The sequence below is a fragment of the Frankia sp. BMG5.60 genome (genome assembly GCF_059428125.1).
The window spans coordinates 6995381-7018910 of sequence record NZ_CM182091.1 but is presented as its reverse complement, the minus strand read 5'-3'; the positions used below and the strand labels follow the sequence as shown (position 1 = coordinate 7018910).

Below are 23530 nucleotides of genomic sequence, written 5' to 3'. Positions count from 1 at the left end.
ACAGTCGGCTCAGCCGGGCAGCTCCAGGCCGAGATGCTCGCGCAGGGTCGTGCCGGTGTACTCGGAGCGGAAGACGCCTCGTTCCTGTAGCAGCGGCACGACCTGGTCGGCGAACTCGTCCAGCCCGCCCGGGACGATGTGCGGGACGAGGATGAAGCCGTCGCTGGCGTCCTGTTGGACGAACCGGTTGATGGTCTCGGCGACCGTGGCGGCCGAACCGATGAAGGACTGCCGCCCGGTGACCTCGATGACCACCTCGCGCAGCGAGAGCTTCTTCGCCTCACCCAGCTCGCGCCAGCGACGCGCCGTGGCCAGCCGGTCGTCGAACATCCGCACGCTGGCCCGCCCCTTGGAGATCGTGTTCTCCCCCGGCAGCGGGTCGACCTCGGGGACCGGCCCGTCCGGGTCGTAGGCCGACAGGTCGCGGTTCCACAACTGCTCGGCGAACAGGATCGCCGTCGCCCCGCTGACCTGCTGGTGGCGGATCACCTCGGCCCGCTCGCGCGCCTCGGCGTCGGTGTCGCCGAGGACGAACGTCGCCGCCGGCAGGACCACCAACTGGTCGGGCCGGCGGCCGAACTTGGCGAGCCGGCCCTTGATGTCGGCGTAGAACGCCTGTCCGTCCTCGAACGTGCTGTGCCGGCTGAAGATCGCGTCCGCCGAGGAGGCGGCGAACTCCCGGCCGGCCTCGGAGTCACCGGCCTGGAAGATCACCGGCCGGCCCTGCGGGCTGCGCGGGACGTTGAACTGCCCGCTGATGTCGAAGAAGTCGTCGTGGTGCGCGAACGTCCCCGGCCGCGGCTCGCGCAGGAACTGCCCGGTGTCCTTGTCCGCGACGATCTCGTCGCCGTGCCAGGAGTCGAACAGCTCCCAGGCCGTGTTCAGGAAGCGCCGGGCCCGCTCGTAGCGATCCTGCTCCGCGAGGTAGCCGCCGCGGCGGAAGTTCTCCCCGGTGAAGGCGTCCCAGGAGGTGACGACGTTCCAGGCGGCCCGCCCGGCGGAGAGGTGGTCGAGGCTGGCGAACTGCCGGGCGACCTCGTAGGGCTCGTTGAAGGTGGAGTTGATGGTGCCGGCGAGCCCCAGACGGTCGGTGACCGCCGCGATCGCGGCCAGGACGGTGAACGTGTCGGGCCGGCCGACGACGTCCAGGTCGTGGATGCGACCGTTCTGTTCGCGCAGGCGCAGGCCCTCGGCGAGGAAGAAGAAGTCGAACTTGGCGCGCTCGGCCGCGCGGGCGAGGTGGGCGAACGAGCTGAACTCGATCTGGCTGCCCGCCGCGGGGTCGCTCCACACCGTCGTGTTGTTCACCCCGGGGAAGTGCGCCGCCAGGTGGATCTGCTTGGTCGGCCTGCTCATGGAGGTCCTCCGCTGATGTGTGCAGGGCTGCCGGCTGCCGGCTCGGCCGGCGGCGGGCTGGACGGCGGCGGGCTAGACGGCGGCGGTGGCGGTGGAGGTGGTGGCGGTGGAGGTGGTGGCGGCCGCGGCGTAGCGGTTGACGGGTCGGGGCAGGCCGAGCAGGCCCCGGAGCGTGGCGGCCTCGTAGGCGGTGCGGAACGCCCCGCGGGACTGGAGTTCACCGACGAGCCCCCGGGTGATGCCCTCCAGGTCGTGCGGGATGGCCGCCGGACGCAGCCGGAAGCCCGACAGCCCGGCCGGTTGCCAGTCGAGCAGGAGATCGGCGAGTTCGGCGGGGGTACCGGCGACGATGAGCGCGTCGCTGACCTGGGGCGCGCCGGCCCGCTCGTCGAGCCGCGCACGGTTGTCGGCGGCCTGCGCCGCCGAGTCGGCGAGGTGGACGACCAGATCGGCGAACACGTGCACGGTCTCGTCGCCCCGACCGGCCGCAGCCTGCTCGGCCCGGATCTCCTCGACGATCCGGCGGGCGTCGTCGGCGTCGCGAGGCGTCACGTAGACGACGTCGCCCTGGCGCGCCCCGAGCCGGTAGGGCACCGTGCCGTGACCGAGGACGGTCACCGGCGGCTGGCCCTGCGGCGGGCGGGGCACGATCGAGGGCCCGCGCACGCTGAACCAGCGTCCCTCGAAGTCGATGTAGTGCAGCTTGTCCCGGTCGACGAACCGACCGGTGGCGAGATCGCGGATCTCGGCGTCGTCCTCCCAGCTGTCCCAGAGCCGGCGGACGACCTCGACATAGTCCGCCGCCTCGTCGAACAACTCGGTGATCAGCGCGACGACCTCGGGCCGCCCCAGGTCAGCCGCCGCGATCCCGGGAATCGTCCGCCGGCCGAACAGCTCGGCCTCGGCCCCACCGGTGCCGGCCCGCACCCGGACCCCGCCCCGCCCGGAGCTGACGTAGTCCAGCGTCGCGATGGCCTTGGAGATGTGGAAGGGCTCGGTGTGCCCGGCGACGATCGACGGGACGAGACCGATCCGCGAGGTCAGCGGGGCGACCCGAGCGGCGATGAGCACGGCGTCGAGCCGGCCGCGAACCCGATCGGTCCGGTCGTCCGGCCCGTCGAACCGGTCCGACTGCAGGCCGAGGGAGTCCTCGATCGTGACGAAGTCGAGCAGGCCACGCTCGGCCTCCTGGACCAGGTCGGTCCAGTACCGGGCGTCGAGCAGCTCCGCGGTCCGCGCGCGCGGCTCCCGCCAGGCTGCCGGATGCCAACCGGCCCCGTCCAGCGCGAGGGCGAGGTGCAGCGGTGGGCGGGGGGTCATCGGGCGCAATCCTGCACGAGACGCAACGGGCACTCCTCGGACGATGGGAACCGGCTGGCGAACGGCGGGCGCAGGGCTTTCGAGCTGCAGGCGCAGAACTTTCGCGGCGGTCGTGGGGCCTGGGCCGCAGGCGCTGGGCCTGGGCTCGGGGGGCGCTGGGCCTGGGTTGGAGGCGAAGGATTCCCGACACCCCACACGGACGGATCCCGGCTCACGCGGGAACGCCGGTTACCTCCGCATCAACGACAGCGGCTGGATTCGGCGCGTCCGAAATCGATGCAGCGGCGGCACGTCAACAACAGCGAGGTGCGCACCCTTTTCACTCTGAGTAGGTCGGCTTTCCTCGGTCAAGAGCACATAATGTGACGTGCAGCACAGCACGTTCAACCATGGCGTTCGCCCGGCGATCCGTTTCCGCCGCGACGGCCGAGCCGGGACGACCAACCCGCGCCCGCCGCGAAGCGCGGTACCGTGTCGCCCGCGCGACCGGCGGACGAGGGGGTGGACATCGTGACCACGGTCAATTTGTCCGGATTCGCTGACGTTCTGAACATCTCCCCGGGCCTCAGCGCGTACCTGGCCCGACCGGCCGCCGTCGGCCCGACCCCGGCCCCGGCCCCCGGTGACGCGCCGTTCATCAAGGGCGCCCTGCGTCCCGGCGTGATCGTGCTGCACGAGGCGTGGGGTCTGGACGAGACCGTACGCGCGATCGCCGACCGCCTCGCCGGCCTCGGCTACTTCGCCCTCGCCCCGGACCTGTTCAGCGCGGGCGGCGCCCGCCGCTGCCTGGTGGCCACGGTGCGGGCGCTGTCCTCCGGGCGTGGGCGGGCGTTCGACGACATCGAGGCGGCGCGGCGATGGCTGACCGCGCTGCCGGCATGCAACGGAAGGGTGGGCGTGATCGGCTTCTGCCTCGGTGGCGGCCTCGCCCTGCTCAGCGCGGGCCGGGGCTTCGAGGTCGCGGCGGTCAACTACGGTCCGCTTCCCCGCGAGCTCGACGCCTCGCTGCGGGCGGCGTGCCCGGTGGTGGCGAGCTACGGCGGCCGGGACCGGACCCTACGGGGGGCCGCCGGGCGGCTTTCCTCGGCATTGGACCGGGCCGGCGTCCCGCACGACGTCAAGGAGTACCCGACGGCCGGACACGCGTTCCTCAGCGCCCGGCCGGACGGCAGCCCGAGCGGCCCGCGGGTCCTGCACCCGGTGCTGCGCGCCGCCGGGATCGGTCCCGAGCCGGTCGCCGCCGCCGATGCCTGGGTTCGGATCGAACGATTCCTGACGGAGCATCTCGGCGCCTGACGCCGCGCGGGAATCGCGAGTCGGCTCGCTACCGGCCGCTCGGAGGCCATGACCGGCGTGTTTGTTCAGTCCCACGGTGGGAATGTGATATGGGTCACTTATCCTCGCGGTTGGCGAAACGGTCTCCCGGTGTTTCGGTTCGTACATGCCGACTCCGCCTCCGCTGGCGCACAGACGGCACGTCGACCTGTTGCTCGTCTCCACGGCCAGTTGTTCCGGCGGCCGCTCGGCTTCCTTCGGCTGACGGGCCCCACCCCGGCACCGGTGCACGGCCGTCGAGCGTCGTTCGGCGACGTCCCTGTCGGAGGCGTCACGGGTCCGCAGCGTCACGGGTCCGCAGCGTCACGGGTCACGCAATGCCGCCCGTCTTCATCGCGGCACCACGGCCAGCCATGCGGCAGGCCGCCCGAACTCCGTCTGGAGCAGCGAGATGACCGTCACCGACGACCTACTCGGCAACGCCGCCCGGTACGCCCGCGACTTCACCGCCGGCGACCTGCCGCTGCCCCCGAAGCTGAGGGTCGCGGTCGTGGCGTGCACGGACGCCCGGCTGAACGTCTACGGCGTGCTGGGCCTGACCGAGGGTGACGCACACGTGATCCGCAACGCGGGCGGGGCGGTGACCGACGACGAGATCAGGTCGCTCGCCATCAGCCAACGGCTGCTGGGAACTGAGGAGATCATCCTCATCCACCACACCGACTGCGGCATGCTCACGTTCACCGACGAGGCGTTCAAGGCGCAGATCGCCGCGGAGACGGGCATTCGCCCCCCGTGGGCCGTCGAGACCTTCACGATCCTGGAGGACGACGTCCGGCAGTCGATCGCCCGCATCACGGCCAGCCCCTTCATCCCGCACAAGGACTCGGTCCGTGGGTTCGTCTACTCCGTCGAGAAGGGCACGCTCACCGAGGTGCGCTGAGCGCACCGGTATCCGCCGGATCCATGACGGCCGTCGCACCCGTGACGGCCGTCGGCTGCCGCGCGGAGGTACGCAGGTCGTACGCCTGCTCTGCCGCACGGATCGCCTCGACGTTGTTCTCGGCCCAGGCCTTGAGGGGCGTGATCAGGGGATAGAGGTCACGACCGAGTGCCGTCAGCTCGTAGTCGACGCGCACGGGAACCGACGCGGTGACCGTCCGGTCGACCAACCCGCTGCGCTCCAACGTCCGCAGGGTCTGGGTGAGCATCTTCGGGCTGACCCCGGCGATCTCCGTCTTCAGCTCGCCGTACCGGCGCGGTCCCGCCGAGATCGCGGCCAGCACCAGGCCGACCCACTTGTCGCTGAGTGTCTCGAACACCTTGCGAGACGGGCAGGCCGCCATGAAGGCGTCATAGGCCTCCTTCGCCTCGGCCCGCCGCTGCGCGGCCGTCCGGGTCGCCATAGAGATTCCTCCAGGAGACTAGGGAACTCTTGGGTAACTACTACCTAAAGGATACTCACGCTCGTAGCGTTCGGACCACCGCCGCGGCACCCGCCGCGGCACCGAACCGGAGGACAACCGATGCGAGCGCTCACGATCCCGGCCTACGGCGAGACCAGCCCGCTGACCCTGACGGAGCTTGCGACGCCGCAGCCCGGCCCGGGGGAGGTCCGGGTCCGGGTCGAGGCCGCGGGGGTGAACCCGGTCGACCCCTTCATCCGCGCCGGCGGTTTCGCCGCGCTGTCCACCCAGCAGCTGCCGCAGGTGGTGGCCGGGTGGGAGCTGGCGGGTGTCGTCGACGCGCTCGGTGCGGGGGTGACGGGATGGCCGGTCGGCACGGCGGTCGTCGCCCTGATCGACTGGGTCGGCGCGCGGAGCGGGGCCCACGCCGAGCAGGTCGTGCTGCCGGCCGACCTCCTTGCCGCGCGCCCGCCCGCGGTGGCTCCCGCACTGGCCGCGACCGTCCCGCTCAACGCGCTCACGGCGCATCAGGCGGTGACGGAGCTGCACCGGGGGACGGGTGCCACCGTCCTCGTCACCGGGGCGGCGGGGGCCGTGGGTGCCTTCGCCGTCCAGTTCGCCGCCGGCACCGGGGCGCGCGTCGCGGCGCTCGCCGGACCCGAGGACGAGCAGGCGGTCCGGCGACTGGGCGCGGAGATCTTCGTCGCCCGCACCGACGAGCCGGCAGCGGCCGTGCGCGCGGCGCTCCCCGACGGGGTGGACGGCGTCGTCGATGCCGCCCTGCTCGGCGAGTCAATCATCGATCTGGTCCGGCCCGGTGGCACCTTCGTCGGGCTCACCCCGCCCACGACCCCGGCGCCACGGGCCGAGGTGGCGACCCATGCCCTGAACGTCCACGGGGACGGCCGGACGCTCGCCACGATCATGGACGCGATCGCGCGGGGGGAGATCGTGCTCCGCGAGGTGGAGACCTACCCCGCCACCGAGGGGGCGGCCGCGTATGCCCGCCTGACCAAGAGCGGCCGGCGAACGGGCATCAGCCTCGAGTTCTGAGCACGGGCGGTACCCGCCCCCGCCCGCGCGAGCGCCAGGGCCGGCGGGGGCGAGTACCGCGCCCACGGCGGATCGGCCACGGGCTGGTCGGGTCACGTCGTACGCTTGTCCAATGAGTGAGACAGCAATCTCATATTCTGAGACTCCCATCTGGGATCCCGCCACCTACGACGCGGAGCGCCGCCGCCTCGTCCCCTCGTTCGACCTGCTGTACGGGGCGGTCGGCGACCTGGTGGCACGGCTTGGCGGGACCCGGCCCAGGGTGCTCGACCTCGGCGCGGGAACCGGGCTGCTGGCCACCGCCGTGGTCGCCGCGGTGCCCGGGGTACGCCTGCACCTGTTCGACGGCGCCGCCCCCATGCTCGCCAAGGCGCGGGCCCGGCTGTCCGCCGACAACGTCGAGGCCGCCACCGTGGCGGACCTCTCCACGGCGCTGCCGCCCGGACCCCACGACGCCGTCGTCTCCGCGCTCGCCATCCATCACCTCGACGATCCCGGCAAGCGGGACCTGTTCCGGCGGGTGCACGCAGCACTGCGGCCGGGCGGTCTCTTCGTGAACCTGGAGCAGGTCGACGGGCCGACCCCGGCCCTGACCCGGCAGTACGAGGAGATGCACGAGCGGCACGCGCGGGCGGCGGGCTCGGACGACGCCGAATGGCAGGCCGCCCTGGGCCGGATGGCCTTCGACCGCTGCGCGCCGCTCGCCGACCAGCTCGCCTGGCTGACCGGGGCCGGCTTCGATCCGGTCGACTGCATCGTCAAGAACGGCCGGTTCGCCGTCTACGCCGGCTGGCGTGCCTGACCCCCTCAACCGGCCGCATGACCCGACCGATCCGGCCGGCCTGGGTCATGCGGCCCGCTCCGGGCCCGCCACTCCGGACTCGCCGCGCTCCGGACCCGCCGCGCTCCGGACCCGCCACTCCGGACGTCATCGGCTCACAGGAGCGACTGGGCGACCTCCAGGCGAACGGCGTCCAGCGCCGTGTACAGGACCGCCCCCGGGCACTCGGTGGCCATCCAGTCACGATGCCCGCTGATCGCCGACACCCGGCGTCGGGCGCCGCCGACCGGATTGACGTAGTCGACGCTGCCGACGGGGTTCAGGCTGTGGGCGCCGGAGAGCGCCAGCAGAACCAGCACGAGCGAGCGGCGCGCGGCTGCCGTCGGGGCCCGGGTCCGGTGGTCGCCGAGCAGCGCGACCCCGACGTTGCCGGCGTTGAATCCGCCGACGTGCGCGCCGGTGACCACCTGGCCGTCCGGACGGTGGCCGGGAACCCCGTCGGTCCCGGACCAACGTCCCTCGTAGAGGGTGCCCGCCTCGTCGATGAGGAAGTGGTAGCCGATGTCCGCCCAGCCGCGTTCCACCGTGTGGAAGTGGTAGATCGCCCGCACGGTCGCGGCCGGGTCCGGATCGTCGTTCGGCGTCACGGTGTGGTGCACGGTGATCACCTGGCCGGGATGGTAGCTCGTTTGCCAGGGCTGGCCGGTGGCGGGATCGAGCCGCAGCGACTCATCGGCGCCCCAGGCCGCTCGAGGCAGGTAAACCAGCCCGAGGGCCGACGGCGCCGCACCCGCGGGTGCGGTGGGTGCGGACGGCGGCGCAACAGTCTGGCCCGCCGGCGCGGGTCCGGCCGCCGGAACCGATCCCACCGCCGCGGCGAGGGGTGCGCGCCGCGGCCGTGGCACCGCTCGGGCCCGCACCGGGCTCCTCGGTTCGGCCGCGGCGGCCGCGGCGGACAGTCCGGCCACGGCGGCGAGGGCGGCCTGGGCCGTCACGTCCGGGACCGTCAGTCGCCGGTACGGGCCGGACGTCGTGTTCAGCGCCGTGACGGCCACCCCGGAGGCTCCCGGCGGCACCCGAAGTTCGTAGCCGGTGGCGGTCCTGGCCCCCATCAGGACCGCATGGGCGGAGGAGGCGCCGGCCGGTCGGTCGTCCCGCTCCGCGGGGCAGCCGACGGCCAGCGGGCTCCACGAGCCGTAGCCACCGTTCGCCCGCCGTAGGCGGATCGCGGCGCCTCCGCTCCCCGACCCGGCCGCCGCCCCCGGGCGCGGGCCCGGGCCGCCGGGACCGCTCCAGCGGACCGCCAGGTAGCCGATGCGAAAGGCCGGGGTCGCCGGGCCCGTTCCCGTCGACGTCGCGCTCAGCGTCCGCGGGATGAGCACCACCCGGGTCCCCGCGGAGCCCGTCGGGCCCGCGGCGGCCGCGATCGGCAGGCCGACGGTGCTCGCCGCCACCGGACCGGCAGCGAACCCCATGACCGCCCACCCCCCGACGCCCGCACCGGCCAGGCCGAGGATCCTGCGCCGGGAGGGAGGGGCCGGATAGCGCAGGTGGCGGGGCGGATCGGCGGCGGGCATGGCGTCCTCCGTGTTCACGTGGTCGGGTCAGCGGGCACGCTACGACAGTCAGAGCATCACCCTGTGTATCGAAGCGCCGGCCGGTTCGAGCCAGGCCACGTGGTCTTCCGGACCACCCCCGACCGGCCCGCCGGGATGCACCCGGATCTGCCCCGCCGGAGTGGCAACCCGCTCGGCGGCGCACGGGCCGCCGCGGCGGCCGAAAAGTCCCCTTCTCCTTGAGTCCGCCCGTGAGCTGGGCATCCCAGGTCGGTCGAAGATGTCGAAGAGAGAGCTCGTCGGCGCGGCGCAGAAGGCCAACCGTCGCGAGACGGCACGGGCTCGCGGGTCCGGCCGTCAGCCTCGGCCGGCCGGCCCCGCGGGCGGGCTACCCGTGCGTCAGCGGTGCGAGTCCGCGTCGAGGACCGTGGGGTCGTCCACCTGGATGCCATCGATGACGAACCCGCGTGTCCCGGTCACGACCTGCGGAGCGGAGCCGTCGGCCCGCCAGCGGTTACGCAGGAAGTAGTGCCAGGTCGGCGTCTGGGCGGTGCCGGTTCTGTCCCACCGGGCGGACTCGGCACGCCCTCGCTGATACGTGATCTTGGTGGTCATCCTGACCCCCGGGTCGGGCTGTCCGCCCGTGGCCGGGCCACCGTTGGTCACGTAGGCCGCATACGACGGCACCGCCGGGAGCCGACGATCGTCGTCCTCGGGACCGGCGAAACCAGCCGGCCGATCGGTCCTGCCGACGGGCAGTTGCGCCCCGCCCCGCCCCAGCGCCCCGCCCCGTCCGAGGGCCCCGCCCCGTCCTGCGCCCGGATGTGTCGACCCCGATGAGCCCGGGCCCGGCAGACCATAGGCCAGCACGCCGTACCCGCCCCCACGGCCGGCCGGCGCGGCCACGCCGTTCATCTCGGCCAGCCCGGGCTGCCCCGGCACCGTGTGCGGGCCGCCACCCGGACCGGCGCCGACAGCCGTCTCGCCGGAGTCCTCGCGCAGACCGAAGCGGTCGTGCAGGCGTCGCAGCGGCGCCGGAGCCCACCAGTTGTACTTGCCGGCGAGGGCCATGAACGCCGGGACAAGGATCGCCCGCACGACGGTGACGTCGAGCGTGATCGCGACGGTCAGGCCCACGCCGACGAGCTTGATCATGCTGATGTGGGAGGTGGACAGCGCGACCATGACCACCACGAGGGCGAGTGCCACGCTGGTGATCAGCGGGCCGGTCACTCCCAGCCCGATGGCCACGGATTCCTTGTTGTCGCCGGTGCGCTGGTACTCCTCGCGGATGCGGGCGAGCAGGAAGATCTCGTAGTCCATACTCAACCCGAACGCGATGAAGAACATCAGCACCGGGCTCGTCATCTCCAGCGTTCCCGAGACCTGGAAGTCGCCGACCAGGCTGTGGAGGTGACCCTCCTGGAAGACGAAGGCGAGCAGGCCGATCGTCGCGGCGAGGTTGAGCGAGTTCAGGAACATCGCCTTGAGTGGAAGCAGCACGCTGCCGGTGAACAGGAACAACAGGATGAAGGTGGCGGCCATCACAACCGCGAAGGCGATGGGAAGACGATGCAGGATCGTGCGCGAGGTGTCCAGGAAATGGGGAGCAAGACCACCCATGAGGACATCGAAGGGCGCCGGGGTCGCCTTCAGCTCCCGGACCAGGCCTTTCGCCTCCTCGGACACCGGAGAAGTGTCGCCCTGCCACACCGACAGCCAGGCTCCACCGTGGGTGCCCACATATCCCGTCGGCGCCTTGGGTACCTCACCGATCCGTTTTCCCTGCATGAAGCTGCCGGTGACGGTGTCGATGCGAGCAATACCCGGAAGCGCGGACAGTCGAGTCGCGTAATCGGTCAGTCTGGCGGCGTTGACCGGGTCGCGTGCGTCCACCCCCGGCACGACGATGGGAATCTGGCAGGGCAGGCAGACGATGAAGTCGTCGCGCATCGCGTCGTTCACGACGTGGGATTCCGCGGTGGCCGGCAGCACCGTGTCGTCGGCCAACGCCAGATTGAGGTGGCGCAGCGGCGAGGCACAGATCAGCAGGATGGCGACGGCCGCGCCGCCGTACAGCAGTGGCCGGCGCATGACCCGGCGGGCCAGCGCCGTCCAGCCGCGGCCGGCGGCGGAGACCTCCCGCGAGCGGTGGCCACCCGCGCGGCGGGTACCGGCAGGTCGGCGACCACCGTTGCCTCGCCGCCGGGACAACGCCGCCCGGATGTCCCCGCGATCGAGGCGGTCCCCCAGGACCATCAGCGCCGCGGGCAGCACGAGCAGCGCCGCGACCTCCGAGGTCACGACGACGATGATGCCGGCGAAGGCGAACGAGCGCAGGTAGTAGAGCGGGAAGACGAGGGCCGCGGTCAGCGACAGCGCCACGGTCACACCGGAGAAGAACACCGTGCGCCCGGCCGTCTCCAGCGTGCGGCGCAGCGCCGCGCCCGGGAACAGGCCGCGGTCCTGCTCCTCTCGGAACCGTCTGAGGATGAACAGGCTGTAGTCAACCGCGAGGCCGAAGCCCAGCGCGGTGGTCAGGTTCACCGAGAAGACGGAGACGTCGGTGAGCGTCGCGGCCAGCCGCAACAGCGCCAGACTCGACACCACTGACACCACGCCGACCAGTACCGGTAGAAGGGCTGCCGCCACCGTCCCGAAGGCGTAGAGCAGAACGAGGAAAACCAGCGGGGCAGCCGTCGTCTCTCCGCGCTCCAGGTCGACCCGGCTGCGTTCGGTGACGTCTCGCATGACCGCCGGGGCGCCCCCGAAACGAACCTGCACGCCCGGCCCCACGTGGGAGTACCGCTCGTGCAGCACGTTCAGGCGATCCTGGATGTGATCCTCGGATCCGGTGAGCCGGAACACGATGAGCGCCGAGCGACCGTCCTTCGCGCGCAGCAGCGGATTGCCCGCCTCGGAGCCGTTCGGCCAGTACGACAGGACGGAGGTCACCCCGTTCTCCGCCGCGAGCTGCCTGGTGAGCTCGCGGCCGAGGTGGACGGGCGTCGGGCCGTCGATCCCGGCGTCCGACGTGAGCATGACGGCGATGTTCGGGGGCGCGTCGGGAAACTCCGCGTCGAGCAACTGCTCGGCCTGGGTCGAGGGGTCCCCCGGCGCGTAGAAGCCGCCGGTGGCGAGCTGATGGTAGATCCCGGCGTTCCACGGCAGCAGGACCACTACGAGCAGGCAGGCGGCCGCGAGCAGCCGGCCACGGTGCAGCACGGCCGCGTCCGCCGCGACCGTGAACAGGGAACGCGGAGGTGCGGGAACGCCGGCCATGGAGGCCACCGAGGCCATGACCCGGCGCGGCACTCGCGGCGGGCCAGCGCCGCCGGTTCCTGTTTCCGCAGGTAGATGACCCACCCATTCGTCTTCCTCATCGCGTCCGCGTGGCAACGCGGCATACGCCACCCGATCAGTTCGGGATTCGCGTTGCTGCGCCGAATCGGCGAACGACGGCATGACGCTCCCTTCGAGGATCCCCCGCAATGGTGGATCTCCCGGCAGCCCGGTGATCGCACGACGGCGCCGAGACGACCGCGTGGCCGGACGTGCAGTACGGCGAGGACGTCCCGGGTCGCTACCTCAAAACTAGACCTCCGCGAGGTCCTCGATTCCGAAATACCCCCGTACGGGGGTAGGGAAAGGTGTGGTCGTCGGCGGGGCGGCATTCAGTACCCGGAATCCAGATCTGTGGTCGAGCGGATCGCGTGAGGGGGATCGGCTCCGGCGGCGTACCACTGACGGGAGGGAATGCCGGGGGGCCAATCTCGAAGGTGGTACGGCAATGCCTCAGGCTCAGACCATGGTTCGACAGGTCGACACCGCGGTTCCGCAACTCGTGCCCGCACAGCGGGGCAGCACGATCGCGGCCCCGGCGACGCACCGGGTCGACGCCTGGTCGAGAATCTCCTACGCCTGCATGAAGAAGGTACTGAGTCCGATATGCCAAGCCTTCTGGCATCCACTGGTCGAAGGTCTCGAGAACATTCCGACCGATGGTCCTGCCATTATCGCCGGCAACCATCTTTCGGTGCTCGACGCCGCGTTCCTCGCGGTCGCGTCCAACCGGCGGATCACCTTCCTGGCGAAGAGTGAGTACTTCAACACGCCGGGCCTGAAGGGCATGGCCGGGAAGATGTTCGTCGCCGCCACCGGTCAGATCGCCGTGGACCGCAACAACCGCCGGAAGGCGACCGCGGCGCTGCAGGCCGGCGCGGGTGTGCTGAGCCGGGGCGGCCTGCTGGGGATCTTTCCGGAGGGGACCCGCTCACCGGACGGTCGGCTGTACCGCGGCAAGCACGGCGTGGCACGGCTGGCGCTGCAGACCGGTGTGCCCGTCATTCCGGTGGGGCTGGTCGGCACCTTCCAGGTCCTGCCCATGGACCGTCGGCTGCCACGCGGCGGACGCGTCCAGGTCCGGTTCGGCACACCACTGAACTTCCCGCGTATGACGGGCGAACGGACCGGGCTGGCGCAGCGGGCCGCGACCGAGCAGATCATGAGGTCCATCCAGGAACTGTCCGGGCAGCGTCAGGCGGACATCTACGCCGAGCGCTTCAAGGCCTCCCTGGGACTCGTCAGCCGATGACCATCCGATGATCGGCTGACAACAGGCCGTCCATTCCGCCGCATCTCCCTGGTCGGTGCGGCGGCATGGACGAAGCGGGGCCGGTGCGGCGGAGCGGGCCGCACCGGCCCCGCGCATGCCCGCGTGAACCTCGCGGACGGACGCCGACGCTACGGATTCCGGTCGGCCACTTCAACGAGACCGACGGACGGTCGGGCCACCGCCGGCGGGTTTCCGACACCGGGAAGCCCGGCCGTCCTGGGTCCACTCCCCCGCCGACCTCCGGGTTCGGCGGCAGGTGGGTGCAGCGGGGACGGCCACGACCCTGGTCGGTCCGTTACCGACCGCTCGGGCACCTTCGGGCCGCGCAGGTGGAGGAGATCCTGTGCCAGGTTGATTCGACCGAAACCGCGCCAGACCACCGAGACGCGGCCCAGGCTCCGCATCCAAGTGATCCGCATCCGCGGGAGGAGCGGCACAGGTCCGGCGGTACCGGTCGGCCCGTCGACCGCAGGTCTACGGGACCACGCGGCGGCGCGGGAGATCGCGGGGCGTCCGGGCAGGCGACGGCGCCGGTTGGCCCGGCGCAGGCCGGACGGTCGCCGGCTCGTGCCGTTCGGCACGGTCCGCCGGGCCTGCCATCATGCCTGCCCGAGCGGAGCCGACCGGCCCAGCAGGAAACCCCGACGCCACGCACGACGACCAGCCCGGCCATCGGGTACGCCGGTCCTGCCGTGGACCGAAAGATCACTGCCGTGGACCGAAAGATCACTGGTGTGGCCGACGGTGCAGCACCGTCCGCTCCGTTGCCGGCGCGTCCGACCGTCGACCCATCCCGCGCCGGCGGATCCGGTGGATCCCGGATCCGCCGGTGCGGGATGAGGCGTCCCCAGAACGGGAGCCAGTCCGACCCGCAGCTTCGGTGCAGGCTGCGCGCCGTATCAGAAGGGCGGCTTCGCGCGACCAGCGGCTTCCCGGACAAGGCCCGGGAGCCGCCGCCGGGTCAGGGAAGCATGCCGAGCTGGCGAGCAGCATGCACCGCCGCGGTCCGGTTACGGACCCCGAGCTTGCGCATGATGCTGCGCAGATATGCCTTCACCGTCTCCGGCGAGACGGTGAGACGCCGCGCGGTCTCGACGTTGGACAGGCCGAGTGCGACCTGTGCCAGCACCTCGAGCTCACGCGGGGTCAACGCCAACCGGCCGCCGACCTTCGCCTCCTGGTCCAGCAGACCGCGCAGCAGCTCCGATACGCCCCCGATCCGGCCACGCAGCAACGGGTCGGCCACATGTTCGGTGACCTCCTGAAGCTCCCGGTAGGCCAGCCGCAGACTCTCCTGTGGCTGGCCGGGCGAACGCGGCAGCGGCACGGCGCCGACCGCTCTGGTTGCCGGCGCACGATGCCCTGGTGGCATCGCCGTCGACAGCGGCTCCGTACGCGCTGCGACTGCGCCCAGCTCGCGTTCCATCAGCCGAGCCGTGGCGATGGCCGCGTGAATCGCGGCCTCGGTGAACGGCGCCTCGGTCCGCATGGCTCCATACAGCACGGCGACCACCACGCTGTCCATGCAGACCGGCACGGCGAGAATCGCTCCCAGCTCACTGCTCTCGATCGTTGGGGCAGTGGAGCGAAGAACCCTTCTCGCCGCAGCCGGGTCGTTGATGACGACCGGGCGGCAATGACGCACCACCTGCCCGCCGATTCCCGTCCCGGGCGGGACGGAGTGACCGAGCAGTCCGCTCGGTGCGGGTCCGTCCACGTTAGTGACGGTCAAACGACCGGAATGTGGTGTGACCATTCCACCGAATGTGAGATGGGCTCCCGATGAAGCGCGCAGCCGGGCGATCGCCCGCGGCAGGACTGTCTGCACGCGACTGGGGGCCGACACGTCCACTGTCACGAGCGTCCCCTTCCCCGACCTGTAGAAGACGAAGGGAATCGTAGCACCCGTTTTACGATAAGCACAAATAAGTGCACAAACGGCATGACGCCGAATGTTGTCCGAGAGTCGGGGCCCGTTCGCGCGTAACAGCCTTTCCCCACCCGAACCCAACCTCAGGAAAAGGGCAGATGCATCTGCGTGGGCGGCCCACCGGACACGCGGGCGCCCTCGGTCACCGGCTCGGCGACCCCGGCCCCGACCCCGACCCCGGCCCCGGCCCCGGCCCCGGGACCGTCGTCCCCCGCGGCGGCCACCGCCGGCTCGCCGGGACGAGGAGCCGGCACCGCGAACAGGTCGCTGCGGGCCATCGCCCGCAGCCGGGCCAGTCCGGCGAGCAGGTGGAGCTCCGCGACGCTGCGTGGAGAGCTGTCGAGCAACGCCGGCGACATCACCAGAACCGCCGCTACCTGGGCCCGGGACAGCGCGACGTTGAGCCGGTTGCGGGAGAGCAGAAAGTCGAGCCCGCGTGGCGCCTCGGCGGCGCTGGAGGTCGTCAACGACGTGACCACCACCGCCGCCTCCTGGCCCTGGAAGCGGTCCACCGTGCCGACCCGCACGCCCGGCAGGCCGGCGGCCTCGAGCGCACGTTCGATCGCTCGGACCTGGCGGTTGTACGGCGCGACCACGAGTACGTCCGCCCCGGTCAGCGGGCGGGAACCCCCACCGTCGGTGATCAGCCGAGCCATCAGGTGTCGGACGATCGCGCCCACCGCGGCCACCTCCTCGTCGGAGCGGGTGCCGTTGTCGGTGTGGACGACGTCGTGCAGATACAGCCCGGCAGGCACGCCGGCGACGGCCCGGGTCGCGGCAATCGGGTGGGACCGCAGCAGGCCACGGTAGGCAAGGGCGGACACCGGCGCGCACACCGCCGGGTGTAGCCGGCGGGTCCGATCCAGGAAGTAGCCGAGCGCGGGTGGGATCACCTCGGCGTCGCCCAGCAGGTGTGACAGGGCAGAGGCGTCAGCACCCTCGGGGTGGATGCCCGCCACGACCTGCGGCAACTGCTGCGGATCTCCGAGCAGGACCAGGTTGCGGGCCGCTGGGGCCACCGCGAGGGTGTCGGCCAGCGCGAACTGCCCCGCCTCGTCGATGATCAGGACATCGAACGGCACGGCCGCGAGCGTCGGATTGGCGAAGGCCCAGGCGGTGTCGCCGACGAGGTGGCCGTCCGGATGGGCCTCCCGCCATGCCGCCAGCGCCCGCAGGTCGCGCGGCGTGTCCCAGGGTGGACGGCGCGCCGGTTCCGCCGGCGCACCGGAGCGCTGCTTCTTGGCCGCGGCGACCAGCGGACGCCACGGCGAAGCACCCTCGGCACCCCCAGCACCCCCAGCACCCCCAGCACCCCCAGCACCCTCGGCATCGTCCGACTCGGCGTGGGCGGTGGGCGGCGGGGGCTGACCGGTGGCGGCGAGCATGGCGTTTTCGATCGCCTTGTGGCTGGTCGAGCAGATTCCCACCGACTTGCCCTGCGCGATGAGGTGCTGGATCAGCCGGCCGGCCAGATAGGTCTTGCCGGCGCCGGGCGGCCCCTGCACGGCCAGATACGAACCGTCGAGGGCGCTGACCGCGGCCAGGACGGCGGTGACCTGGTCGTCGCCGTCCTCGGGCACCGGTAGGCCGGCGGTCGGGCCGATGAGTCGGGGCGGCTCGCGACGCAGCAGGTCCGTCGCCGACTCCGCGGGCAGGTGGCCGGGCAGCGCGGCGACGGCCCGGCGGGCAAGTTCACGGACCGCGGTGGGTTTCGGTTCGGGCCGCACCGGAGCGCCGGGCAGCACGGCCGTCGGCAGCGCGCGGCTGACCGCGTCCGGTGCCACGCTCTCCCTCAGGAGCAGTACGTGCGGCTCGGCCCGTTCGACCACGGCGTCGGTGGTCCCACCGGCAGCGCCCGGCGGACCCGGGTACAGCAGCCGCACGGACTCGCCCCGGTCGAACGGATGCGGGCGGTTCGGGTCGACGCGCGCCTGCAGCAGCCGGCGACTGCGCCGCCGCCGCCCTGACGGCTCCTCCCAGTCCTCGATCACGGCCCACCCGGTCGGCACGGCACAGTCGTCGGCCGCCTCCAGGCTCGCCCGATCGGCGATCAACGCCGCGAAGTAGGTCCACCAGGCCGGCTTGTTCTCTCGCCGGTGATAGCCCACCGCCGCGGCGAGCAGGGCCCGAGCCCGCTGGTCGGCCGACCAGGCCGCCGGCTCGGGGGGCAGCCCCGCGACCAGCGCGTCGACGAGGGCGTCGGGATCGTCGTCACCGGTCAGCGACGCCGGCTCGGCCGCGCCCGGAACGTCGGCTCCCAGGGCGCCCGGATCCACCGCGACACTCCCCCGGGCCGCGACCCCCTCCTGCTGGCGCAGCCGGAGCAGCCAGCGGTGCAGCCGGTGGGTCGACACGCAGTCCACCCGGTTGTATTCGGCGATCTCCGCGAGCACCCGATCGGCCTCGGCCGTCTCCCCCGCGGCCCGGTGCGCCAGGAAGGACTCGTACGCCACGATGCTGTCCGCGGCGTTCTTCACCGCCGCCTGCCGCGCGTCCGGGAAGAACAGCGGCTCGAGATACTTGATCGAATAGGATGGCTGGGAGATCCGCAGACTGCGCCGGACCACCGCGTAGAGGTCGATCAGCCGGTTGCCGGCGAGCAGCTCGTCGACCTGCCGCTCCCGGGTTCCGTGCCGTGCCGCCAGCCGCCGCAGCGCGTTGAGCTCGTAGGGCGCGTAGTGGTAGATGTGGGCGCCGGGATGCTCGCGCAATCGCGCCACGGCCCAGTCGACGAAGGACTCGAACGCCAGCCGCTCGCCGTGCCGGTCATGCGCCCAGAACGCTCGGAAGGTCTCCGCCGCGGCGTCGGCGGGGCTACACCCGCTCGGGGGCCCGGTCAGCGTGACGGCCCCGAAGAGGTACTCCAGACCGGCGGCGTCCAACGCATACGGATCGCCCTCCATGTCGAAGTAGATGTCGGCCGGGTCCGCCACCGGGAGTGACGCGAGGCCCGCCGCATCGACCATCCGCACGGTCACCGTCCCCAACGGGTCGTCCGCGCTGCGGGTCGCATCCTGCGCCGCCTGCAATTCGGCCTGAAGGCGCAGGCCGGCGAACGCCGCGGCGGACATCGCCGCGGGCCGTTGCTCGTCGCGCGCGGCGGCGAGCTCCTCGACGGACGTGATGCCCGCCCCGCGCAGCACGCGCCGCTGCTCGGTCCGCAGCCCCGCGACCAGGGACAGATCGCGGGCCGCCGCCCGACCCTCGGTGCAGTGCTCCGAGAAGGCACAGCTTGCGCACTCCGGACGGGGCTGCGCCCACGACGGGTCGGGAACAACCGCCGCCGCGGCCAGCCGGGCGTCGAGGCGGCTGCGAGCATGGCGCACCATCGGCACGACGTCATCGACCCGGAACGAGCGCACCACGCCGACGGCGCCCGTCCGGTCATCCCGACCGTCGCGCCCACCCCCGGCGCGGCCCGGTTCCGTCGGCGCGCCGGCGCCGGCCAGGCCCGATTCCCGCGCGGGATGCAGCAGGTGCATCATGCGCGGCACCGCCACACCGACCGACGGCAACGCCACGGCGTACGCGGCGAGCTGCAGGACGGCCCCGGGCCGGGCCTGCCGGGCGAGCTTGGCATCGTAGGGCTCGTAGTGACCCGGCTGGGCGGGCCCGCTGGGCGCGCCGGTTCTCGGGTCGCGGTGCGCCGCGATCAGGAAGTCCGGCCGGCCCTGGAAGGAGCCGTCGAACAGCACACCCTGGTAGACGACCGGAGCGCCGGCGGCGAGCGCGCGGCGCGTCCGCTCGCTGGCCTCGGCGAGAGCGTCGGGGGTCGGCGCCGGACGAGGGATCTCCACCACCCCGGCGGTGCCGAAACACCGCCGAAGATGCGCCAGCACACGTCGTTCGTGAGCCTCACCATGCCGGACCGCGGTCGGATCCGGGGCGCTGACCCGCAGCCGCCCACTCAGGCCAGCCGTCGCACCCGCCGGCACCGTCTGGGCGACGGGGGTGGTGGCGGCAGGCCGATCTGGACTGCCGGCATCCACGCCGCCGGCACTCCCGCCCCCGACGGACAGCAGACCGGTGGCCAGCGCGTGCGCAAGCCCGACCCGGTGCCCGCATTCGAGGTCGTCAACAAGATCGCCCGCGGAGACAACCCAGCGATCGTCGAACCTCTGCACGTCACCATCCCGTCCGGACCATCCGTCCGGTCCGGTCGCATATTGTCCCGCGTCCCCCCTTCGGCATTCGGCCGGGTCCGGAGCACGCAGAACGCCGGCACGGACGGTCCCGGGCAACCGAGTCCCGCAGGTCACCATCACGGCGCGGCCCGTCCGTTCGGGCCACCACGATCAGGTGCACCATGCCCGCGCGGGTGGGCGGGTGCGGGGTCGAGCCATATGTGGCATTCGTCATACCAAGGTGCGACGGTGGCCGCTCCGGAGCCGTACCGCCACGCATGGCAAGGACCTTCCGGGGCCGCCCGAGGGTCACGGTGCGAACCGACCGAGGCCGCCGTCGCCACCAGGTATTACGATGGAACCGAAGAGGATCATGAAATGGGGCGGATGGCCGCGGTCGCTCCTCGCGGTCCGGCCTGGAGATGCGGGGTCGCTGCCGCGCATGGCCAGACATAGCCGCCTGGCGACGAGCGGACGTTCAGCCCCGGGAGGACGCATCGTGGCAGCTTCCCGGACAGCGAAGGCGGAGCAGGACCGCCGGGTCGAGGACGTCGTGCTGGCCGACGGCGGGTCGGTCACGGTGCGGCCGCTGGGCCCCGACGACGCCGGCCGGCTGAGTGCCTTCCATCTGCGCCTGAGCGAGGCGAATCCCCACGACCCGGATCTCGCCGGCGCCGCGGGGGATCCCGCGCTGCTGGCCGGGCGGGTCGCCTCACCCGGCAGCCGGGCGTCCGCGGTGCTCGGCGCGCTCGTCGGCGACGAGATCGTCGGGTTGGTCGAGTACAGCAGGATCGGCGACGTCGGCGACGCACGGTTCGGAATTCTCGTCGAGAACCCGCATCAGGGACGAGGGCTCGGCACGCTGCTCATCGACATCCTCATCGACACCGCCGGGGAGGCCGGTGTGCGCCGGCTTGTCGCGGACGTGCCGGCGAGCAGTCGACGGGTTCTGGAGGTTCTGCGTTCGATCGGCTTCGACCTCACCCCCGCGGACGACACCCAGATCCGGGTGAGCTACCCGGTGGAACCGGGAGACGGCCCTCCGAGCAGTACCACCCGATCGCGCCGGGGGCGGATCGGCGCCGGTCTGGACCATCCGGACGGGTCCCGAAGCATCGACCGGCTGCTGCACCCTCGGGCGGTCGCCGTGATCGGGGCGAGTCGCGAGCCCACAACGGTCGGTCACGAGGTCTTCCGCCGCCTGCTCCGCAGCGGGTTCACCGGAGCGGTCTATCCCGTCAACGCCGCGGCGACCCATGTCGCCTCGGTCTACGCCTACCAGGATCTGCGTGCGGTGCCCGCCGAGATCGACCTGGCCGTCGTGGCGGTGCCGGCGCACCGGGTGACCGAGGTTCTGCGGGCCTGCGCGCAGAAGCGGGTCCGCGGTGTCATCGTCGTGTCGGCCGGCTTCGCGGACGGCGGAGACGAGGGCCGGGCCCTGCTTGCGGACGCCATCCGGATTGCCCGGGACGGCGGCATGCGCCTGATCGGCCCGAACGCGATGGGTGTCATCAACACCGCGCCGACCACCCGGCTGCATGCCACCTTCGCCGTCGGGGAACCCCCGGCCGGCCGGGTCGGCGTGTTCACCCAGTCCGGCGCCCTCGCCGGCACGTTCCTCACCGACGCCGCCCGCCGTGCGGTGGGCTTCTCCACCTTCGTCTCGGCCGGAGACCGATCCGACGTCTCGACGAACGACCTCCTGGAGTACTGGCAGTCCGATCCGCGAACCGACGTGATCATGCTTCATCTGCAGAGCTTCGGCAATCCGCGGCGCTTCGCCCGGATTGCTCGCCAGCTCGGTCGGCACAAGCCCGTCGTGGCGTTGAAGAGCGGCCAGGAGTCCGCGGACACGGGGGTGGACGCGCTTTTCACCAGCGCCGGAGTGGTCCGCGCCGACACCCTGAACCAGCTCTTCGACGCCGTGCAGCTCCTGGCCCACCAACCACTGCCCGCCGGACGACGGGTCGGCATCGTGGGAACAAGCAGCGCGCTCGCGGCGCTGGCCACGGACGCCTGCCGTACCTACGGACTCGAGGTTCCCTCACTGTCCGAGGAGACCTGGTCCGATCTCGCCGCACTCGTCGGCCACCGGTACGCCACCAACCCGGTCGACCTCGGTCCGCTGGCCGATCCCGAGCGGTTCGACGCCGCGTTGCGCCTGGTCGCGGCCTCGGGTGACGTCGACGCGATCATCGCGCTGGTGACCCCACACGCTCAGGTCGACCGGCTTGGAGCCGCGGTGCGGCAGGTTGCGGCCGACAGCGGCCTGCCGGTGCTCGCCTCCTACCTCGGCCAGGACGGCATGCCCGCCGCGCTCGCGGTGGCGGACCCGAGCGGCTCCGCCGGCCGAGGCTCGGTGCCGTCCTACTCCTCACCGGAGTCGGCCGCGCTGGCGCTCTCGCGCGCCGCCGACCACGCTGCCTGGCGTGCGCGGGATCACGGCCGGGTGCCCGCGCTGGACCACATCGACCCGGACGGCGCCCGCGCGGAGGTCGAACGCCACCCGAAGAACGGCACCTGGCTGCCGGAACCGGCTGTGGCCACGTTGCTGGCCGGGGTCGGGCTGCGGGCATGGCCCAGTATCCGCGTCGCCGACGAGGCGCAGGCGCGGGCGGCGGCGGAGGCACTCGGCTGGCCGGTGGCCCTCAAGATCTCCGATGAACGCTTCCGTAGCAGGCTCGACGTCGGGGCGGTCCAACTCGGGCTGGGTAACCCGGATGAGCTCGCGGGTGCCTGGCGGGCCGTGCGGGCCGCAGTCGGCCCCGGCGACATGCTCGTGCAGCCGATGGCACCTGCCGGGGTGTCCACCGTCGTACGGTTGCGTCAGGATCCGACCGTCGGCCCGCTGCTCTCCCTTCGGCTGGGCGGCGCCGTCGCGGACCTGCTCGTCGATCCGCTGGCACGCACCCTGCCCCTGACGGACCGGGACGCCGAGGACCTGATCCATGAGATCCGTGGCAGCGTGCTGCTGGTCGGGGGGTCCGGCGCGCCCGCCGCCGACACCGACGCTCTGGCAGATCTCCTGCACCGGGTCGCCCGGCTCGCGGAGGAACTTCCGGCCATCGGCGAGATCCTGCTCGATCCGGTACTCGTCGGCCGTCGCGGCGTGGTGCTGCTCCACGCCGGGATCCGCCTGCTACCGCCCGAGACCGAGTCGCGCACTCTCCTGCAAGCGCTTGCCGCCGCGCCCTGACCGCCCGGTACGGTCGTGAGTATGACCGCACGACAGAGGATCGCGTTCCAGGGTGAGCGGGGAGCCAACTCGCACATCGCCTGCCGGGATGTCTATCCGGACTACGACGCGGTCCCCTACCAGACCTTCGACGAGTGCTTCGCCGCGCTGGAGGACGGTGCGGTGGACCTTGCGATGATTCCGGTCGAGAACTCCACCGCGGGTCGGGTCGCCGACATCCACCACCTGCTGCCCAGGCCGGCGGTGCACATCATCGGCGAGTTCTTTCTCCCCATCCGCCACCAGTTGCTGGCGATCCCCGGCACGTCCCTCGACGACGTGAAGACGGTGCACAGCCACCCGCAGGCACTCGCCCAGTGTCGCGAGGCGCTGCGCGAGCTGGGAGTCGTCGCCGTCGCCGCCGCCGACACCGCGGGCTCCGCACGGGAGATCAGCGAAGCGGGCGATCCCTCCCGGGCGGCGATCGCCTCCCGGCTCGCGGCCGAGGCGTACGGTCTCCAGATCCTGCGTGCGGATATCGAGGACGAAGAGCACAACACGACGCGCTTCCTCATTCTCTCCGGCGAGAACCTCCGTGCCGCGTCCGGGGTCGGACCACTCGTGACCACGTTCGTCTTCAAGGTCCACAATCGTCCGGCCGCGCTGTACAAGGCGCTCGGCGGGTTCGCCACCAACGGTGTCAACATGACGAAGCTGGAAAGCTACATGGTGGGTGGTGAGTTTGTGGCCACCCAGTTCCTCGCCGACATCGAAGGCAGCCCCGAGGACTCCACCGTCGCCAGCGCGTTCGAGGAACTGTCGTTCTACGCGGACTACCGCATCCTCGGGGTCTACCGGGCGAGCCGGTATCGGGAACGCGAACGTATCGGCGCACGCGCCGGCCTCTGATCCCGAAGGCTTGCCCCTGCTCCGATGGAC

The 23530-nt window shown here is 72.2% G+C and carries 14 protein-coding genes; 7 read left to right on the top strand and 7 right to left on the bottom strand.

Annotation, left to right across the window (positions count from 1 at the left end):
- Window positions 1–9 precede the first annotated feature (9 nt).
- Complete coding sequence (locus AC5R91_RS28750) at window positions 10–1356, bottom strand: NtaA/DmoA family FMN-dependent monooxygenase (RefSeq protein WP_495394415.1); 1347 nt, start codon at window positions 1354–1356, stop codon at window positions 10–12.
- A gap of 72 nt (window positions 1357–1428) precedes the next feature.
- Window positions 1429–2676: an LLM class flavin-dependent oxidoreductase gene (locus tag AC5R91_RS28745; RefSeq protein WP_495394414.1), complete on the bottom strand. Its 1248-nt coding sequence runs from the start codon at window positions 2674–2676 to the stop codon at window positions 1429–1431.
- A gap of 510 nt (window positions 2677–3186) precedes the next feature.
- Between AC5R91_RS28745 and AC5R91_RS28740 the strand changes: the two genes are divergently transcribed.
- Window positions 3187–3972 (top strand): dienelactone hydrolase family protein, encoded by a 786-nt coding sequence (locus tag AC5R91_RS28740; protein WP_495394413.1) that lies wholly within the window; start codon window positions 3187–3189, stop codon window positions 3970–3972.
- 430 nt (window positions 3973–4402) lie between these two features.
- Window positions 4403–4894, top strand: a complete 492-nt coding sequence (locus tag AC5R91_RS28735; RefSeq protein ID WP_495394412.1) for a beta-class carbonic anhydrase — start codon at window positions 4403–4405, stop codon at window positions 4892–4894.
- Here AC5R91_RS28735 and AC5R91_RS28730 read toward each other — a convergent pair.
- Complete coding sequence (locus AC5R91_RS28730) at window positions 4878–5357, bottom strand: winged helix-turn-helix transcriptional regulator (protein WP_495394411.1); 480 nt, start codon at window positions 5355–5357, stop codon at window positions 4878–4880. The two genes, AC5R91_RS28735 and AC5R91_RS28730, sit on opposite strands and share 17 nt — an antisense overlap.
- A gap of 120 nt (window positions 5358–5477) precedes the next feature.
- Here AC5R91_RS28730 and AC5R91_RS28725 point away from each other — a divergent pair, with 120 nt between their 5' ends.
- Together AC5R91_RS28725 and AC5R91_RS28720 are read left to right on the top strand one after the other, a co-directional pair.
- Complete coding sequence (locus AC5R91_RS28725; protein ID WP_495394410.1) at window positions 5478–6410, top strand: NADP-dependent oxidoreductase; 933 nt, start codon at window positions 5478–5480, stop codon at window positions 6408–6410.
- A 112-nt stretch (window positions 6411–6522) separates the two neighbouring features.
- A complete protein-coding gene (locus tag AC5R91_RS28720; RefSeq protein WP_495394409.1) occupies window positions 6523–7212 on the top strand; it encodes a class I SAM-dependent methyltransferase in 690 nt (229 codons plus the stop codon).
- Window positions 7213–7346: 134 nt separating this feature from the next.
- Here AC5R91_RS28720 and AC5R91_RS28715 read toward each other — a convergent pair whose 3' ends face one another.
- Entirely contained in the window at window positions 7347–8768 is a 1422-nt protein-coding gene (locus AC5R91_RS28715; RefSeq protein ID WP_495394408.1) for an N-acetylmuramoyl-L-alanine amidase, read from the bottom strand.
- A 378-nt stretch (window positions 8769–9146) separates the two neighbouring features.
- Window positions 9147–12029: an MMPL family transporter gene (locus AC5R91_RS28710; protein ID WP_495394407.1), complete on the bottom strand. Its 2883-nt coding sequence runs from the start codon at window positions 12027–12029 to the stop codon at window positions 9147–9149.
- Between the two features lie 526 nt (window positions 12030–12555).
- Here AC5R91_RS28710 and AC5R91_RS28705 point away from each other — a divergent pair.
- Window positions 12556–13341 carry a lysophospholipid acyltransferase family protein gene (locus AC5R91_RS28705; RefSeq protein WP_495394406.1) on the top strand — a complete coding sequence of 262 codons (786 nt, stop codon included), beginning with the start codon at window positions 12556–12558 and terminating at the stop codon, window positions 13339–13341.
- A 982-nt stretch (window positions 13342–14323) separates the two neighbouring features.
- On the opposite strand, the gene AC5R91_RS28700 is transcribed toward AC5R91_RS28705, so the two are convergent.
- Together AC5R91_RS28700 and AC5R91_RS28695 are read right to left on the bottom strand one after the other, a co-directional pair.
- On the bottom strand, window positions 14324–15079 hold the full coding sequence (locus AC5R91_RS28700; RefSeq protein ID WP_374215995.1) for a LuxR C-terminal-related transcriptional regulator: 756 nt from the start codon (window positions 15077–15079) through the stop codon (window positions 14324–14326).
- Window positions 15080–15375: 296 nt separating this feature from the next.
- Window positions 15376–19416 (bottom strand): TM0106 family RecB-like putative nuclease, encoded by a 4041-nt coding sequence (locus tag AC5R91_RS28695; RefSeq protein ID WP_495394405.1) that lies wholly within the window; start codon window positions 19414–19416, stop codon window positions 15376–15378.
- A 442-nt stretch (window positions 19417–19858) separates the two neighbouring features.
- Here AC5R91_RS28695 and AC5R91_RS28690 point away from each other — a divergent pair, with 442 nt between their 5' ends.
- Window positions 19859–22612 (top strand): bifunctional acetate--CoA ligase family protein/GNAT family N-acetyltransferase, encoded by a 2754-nt coding sequence (locus AC5R91_RS28690; protein ID WP_495394404.1) that lies wholly within the window; start codon window positions 19859–19861, stop codon window positions 22610–22612.
- Between the two features lie 21 nt (window positions 22613–22633).
- On the top strand, window positions 22634–23500 hold the full coding sequence (locus AC5R91_RS28685) for a prephenate dehydratase (protein ID WP_495394403.1): 867 nt from the start codon (window positions 22634–22636) through the stop codon (window positions 23498–23500).
- The last annotated feature ends 30 nt before the right edge of the window (window positions 23501–23530 follow it).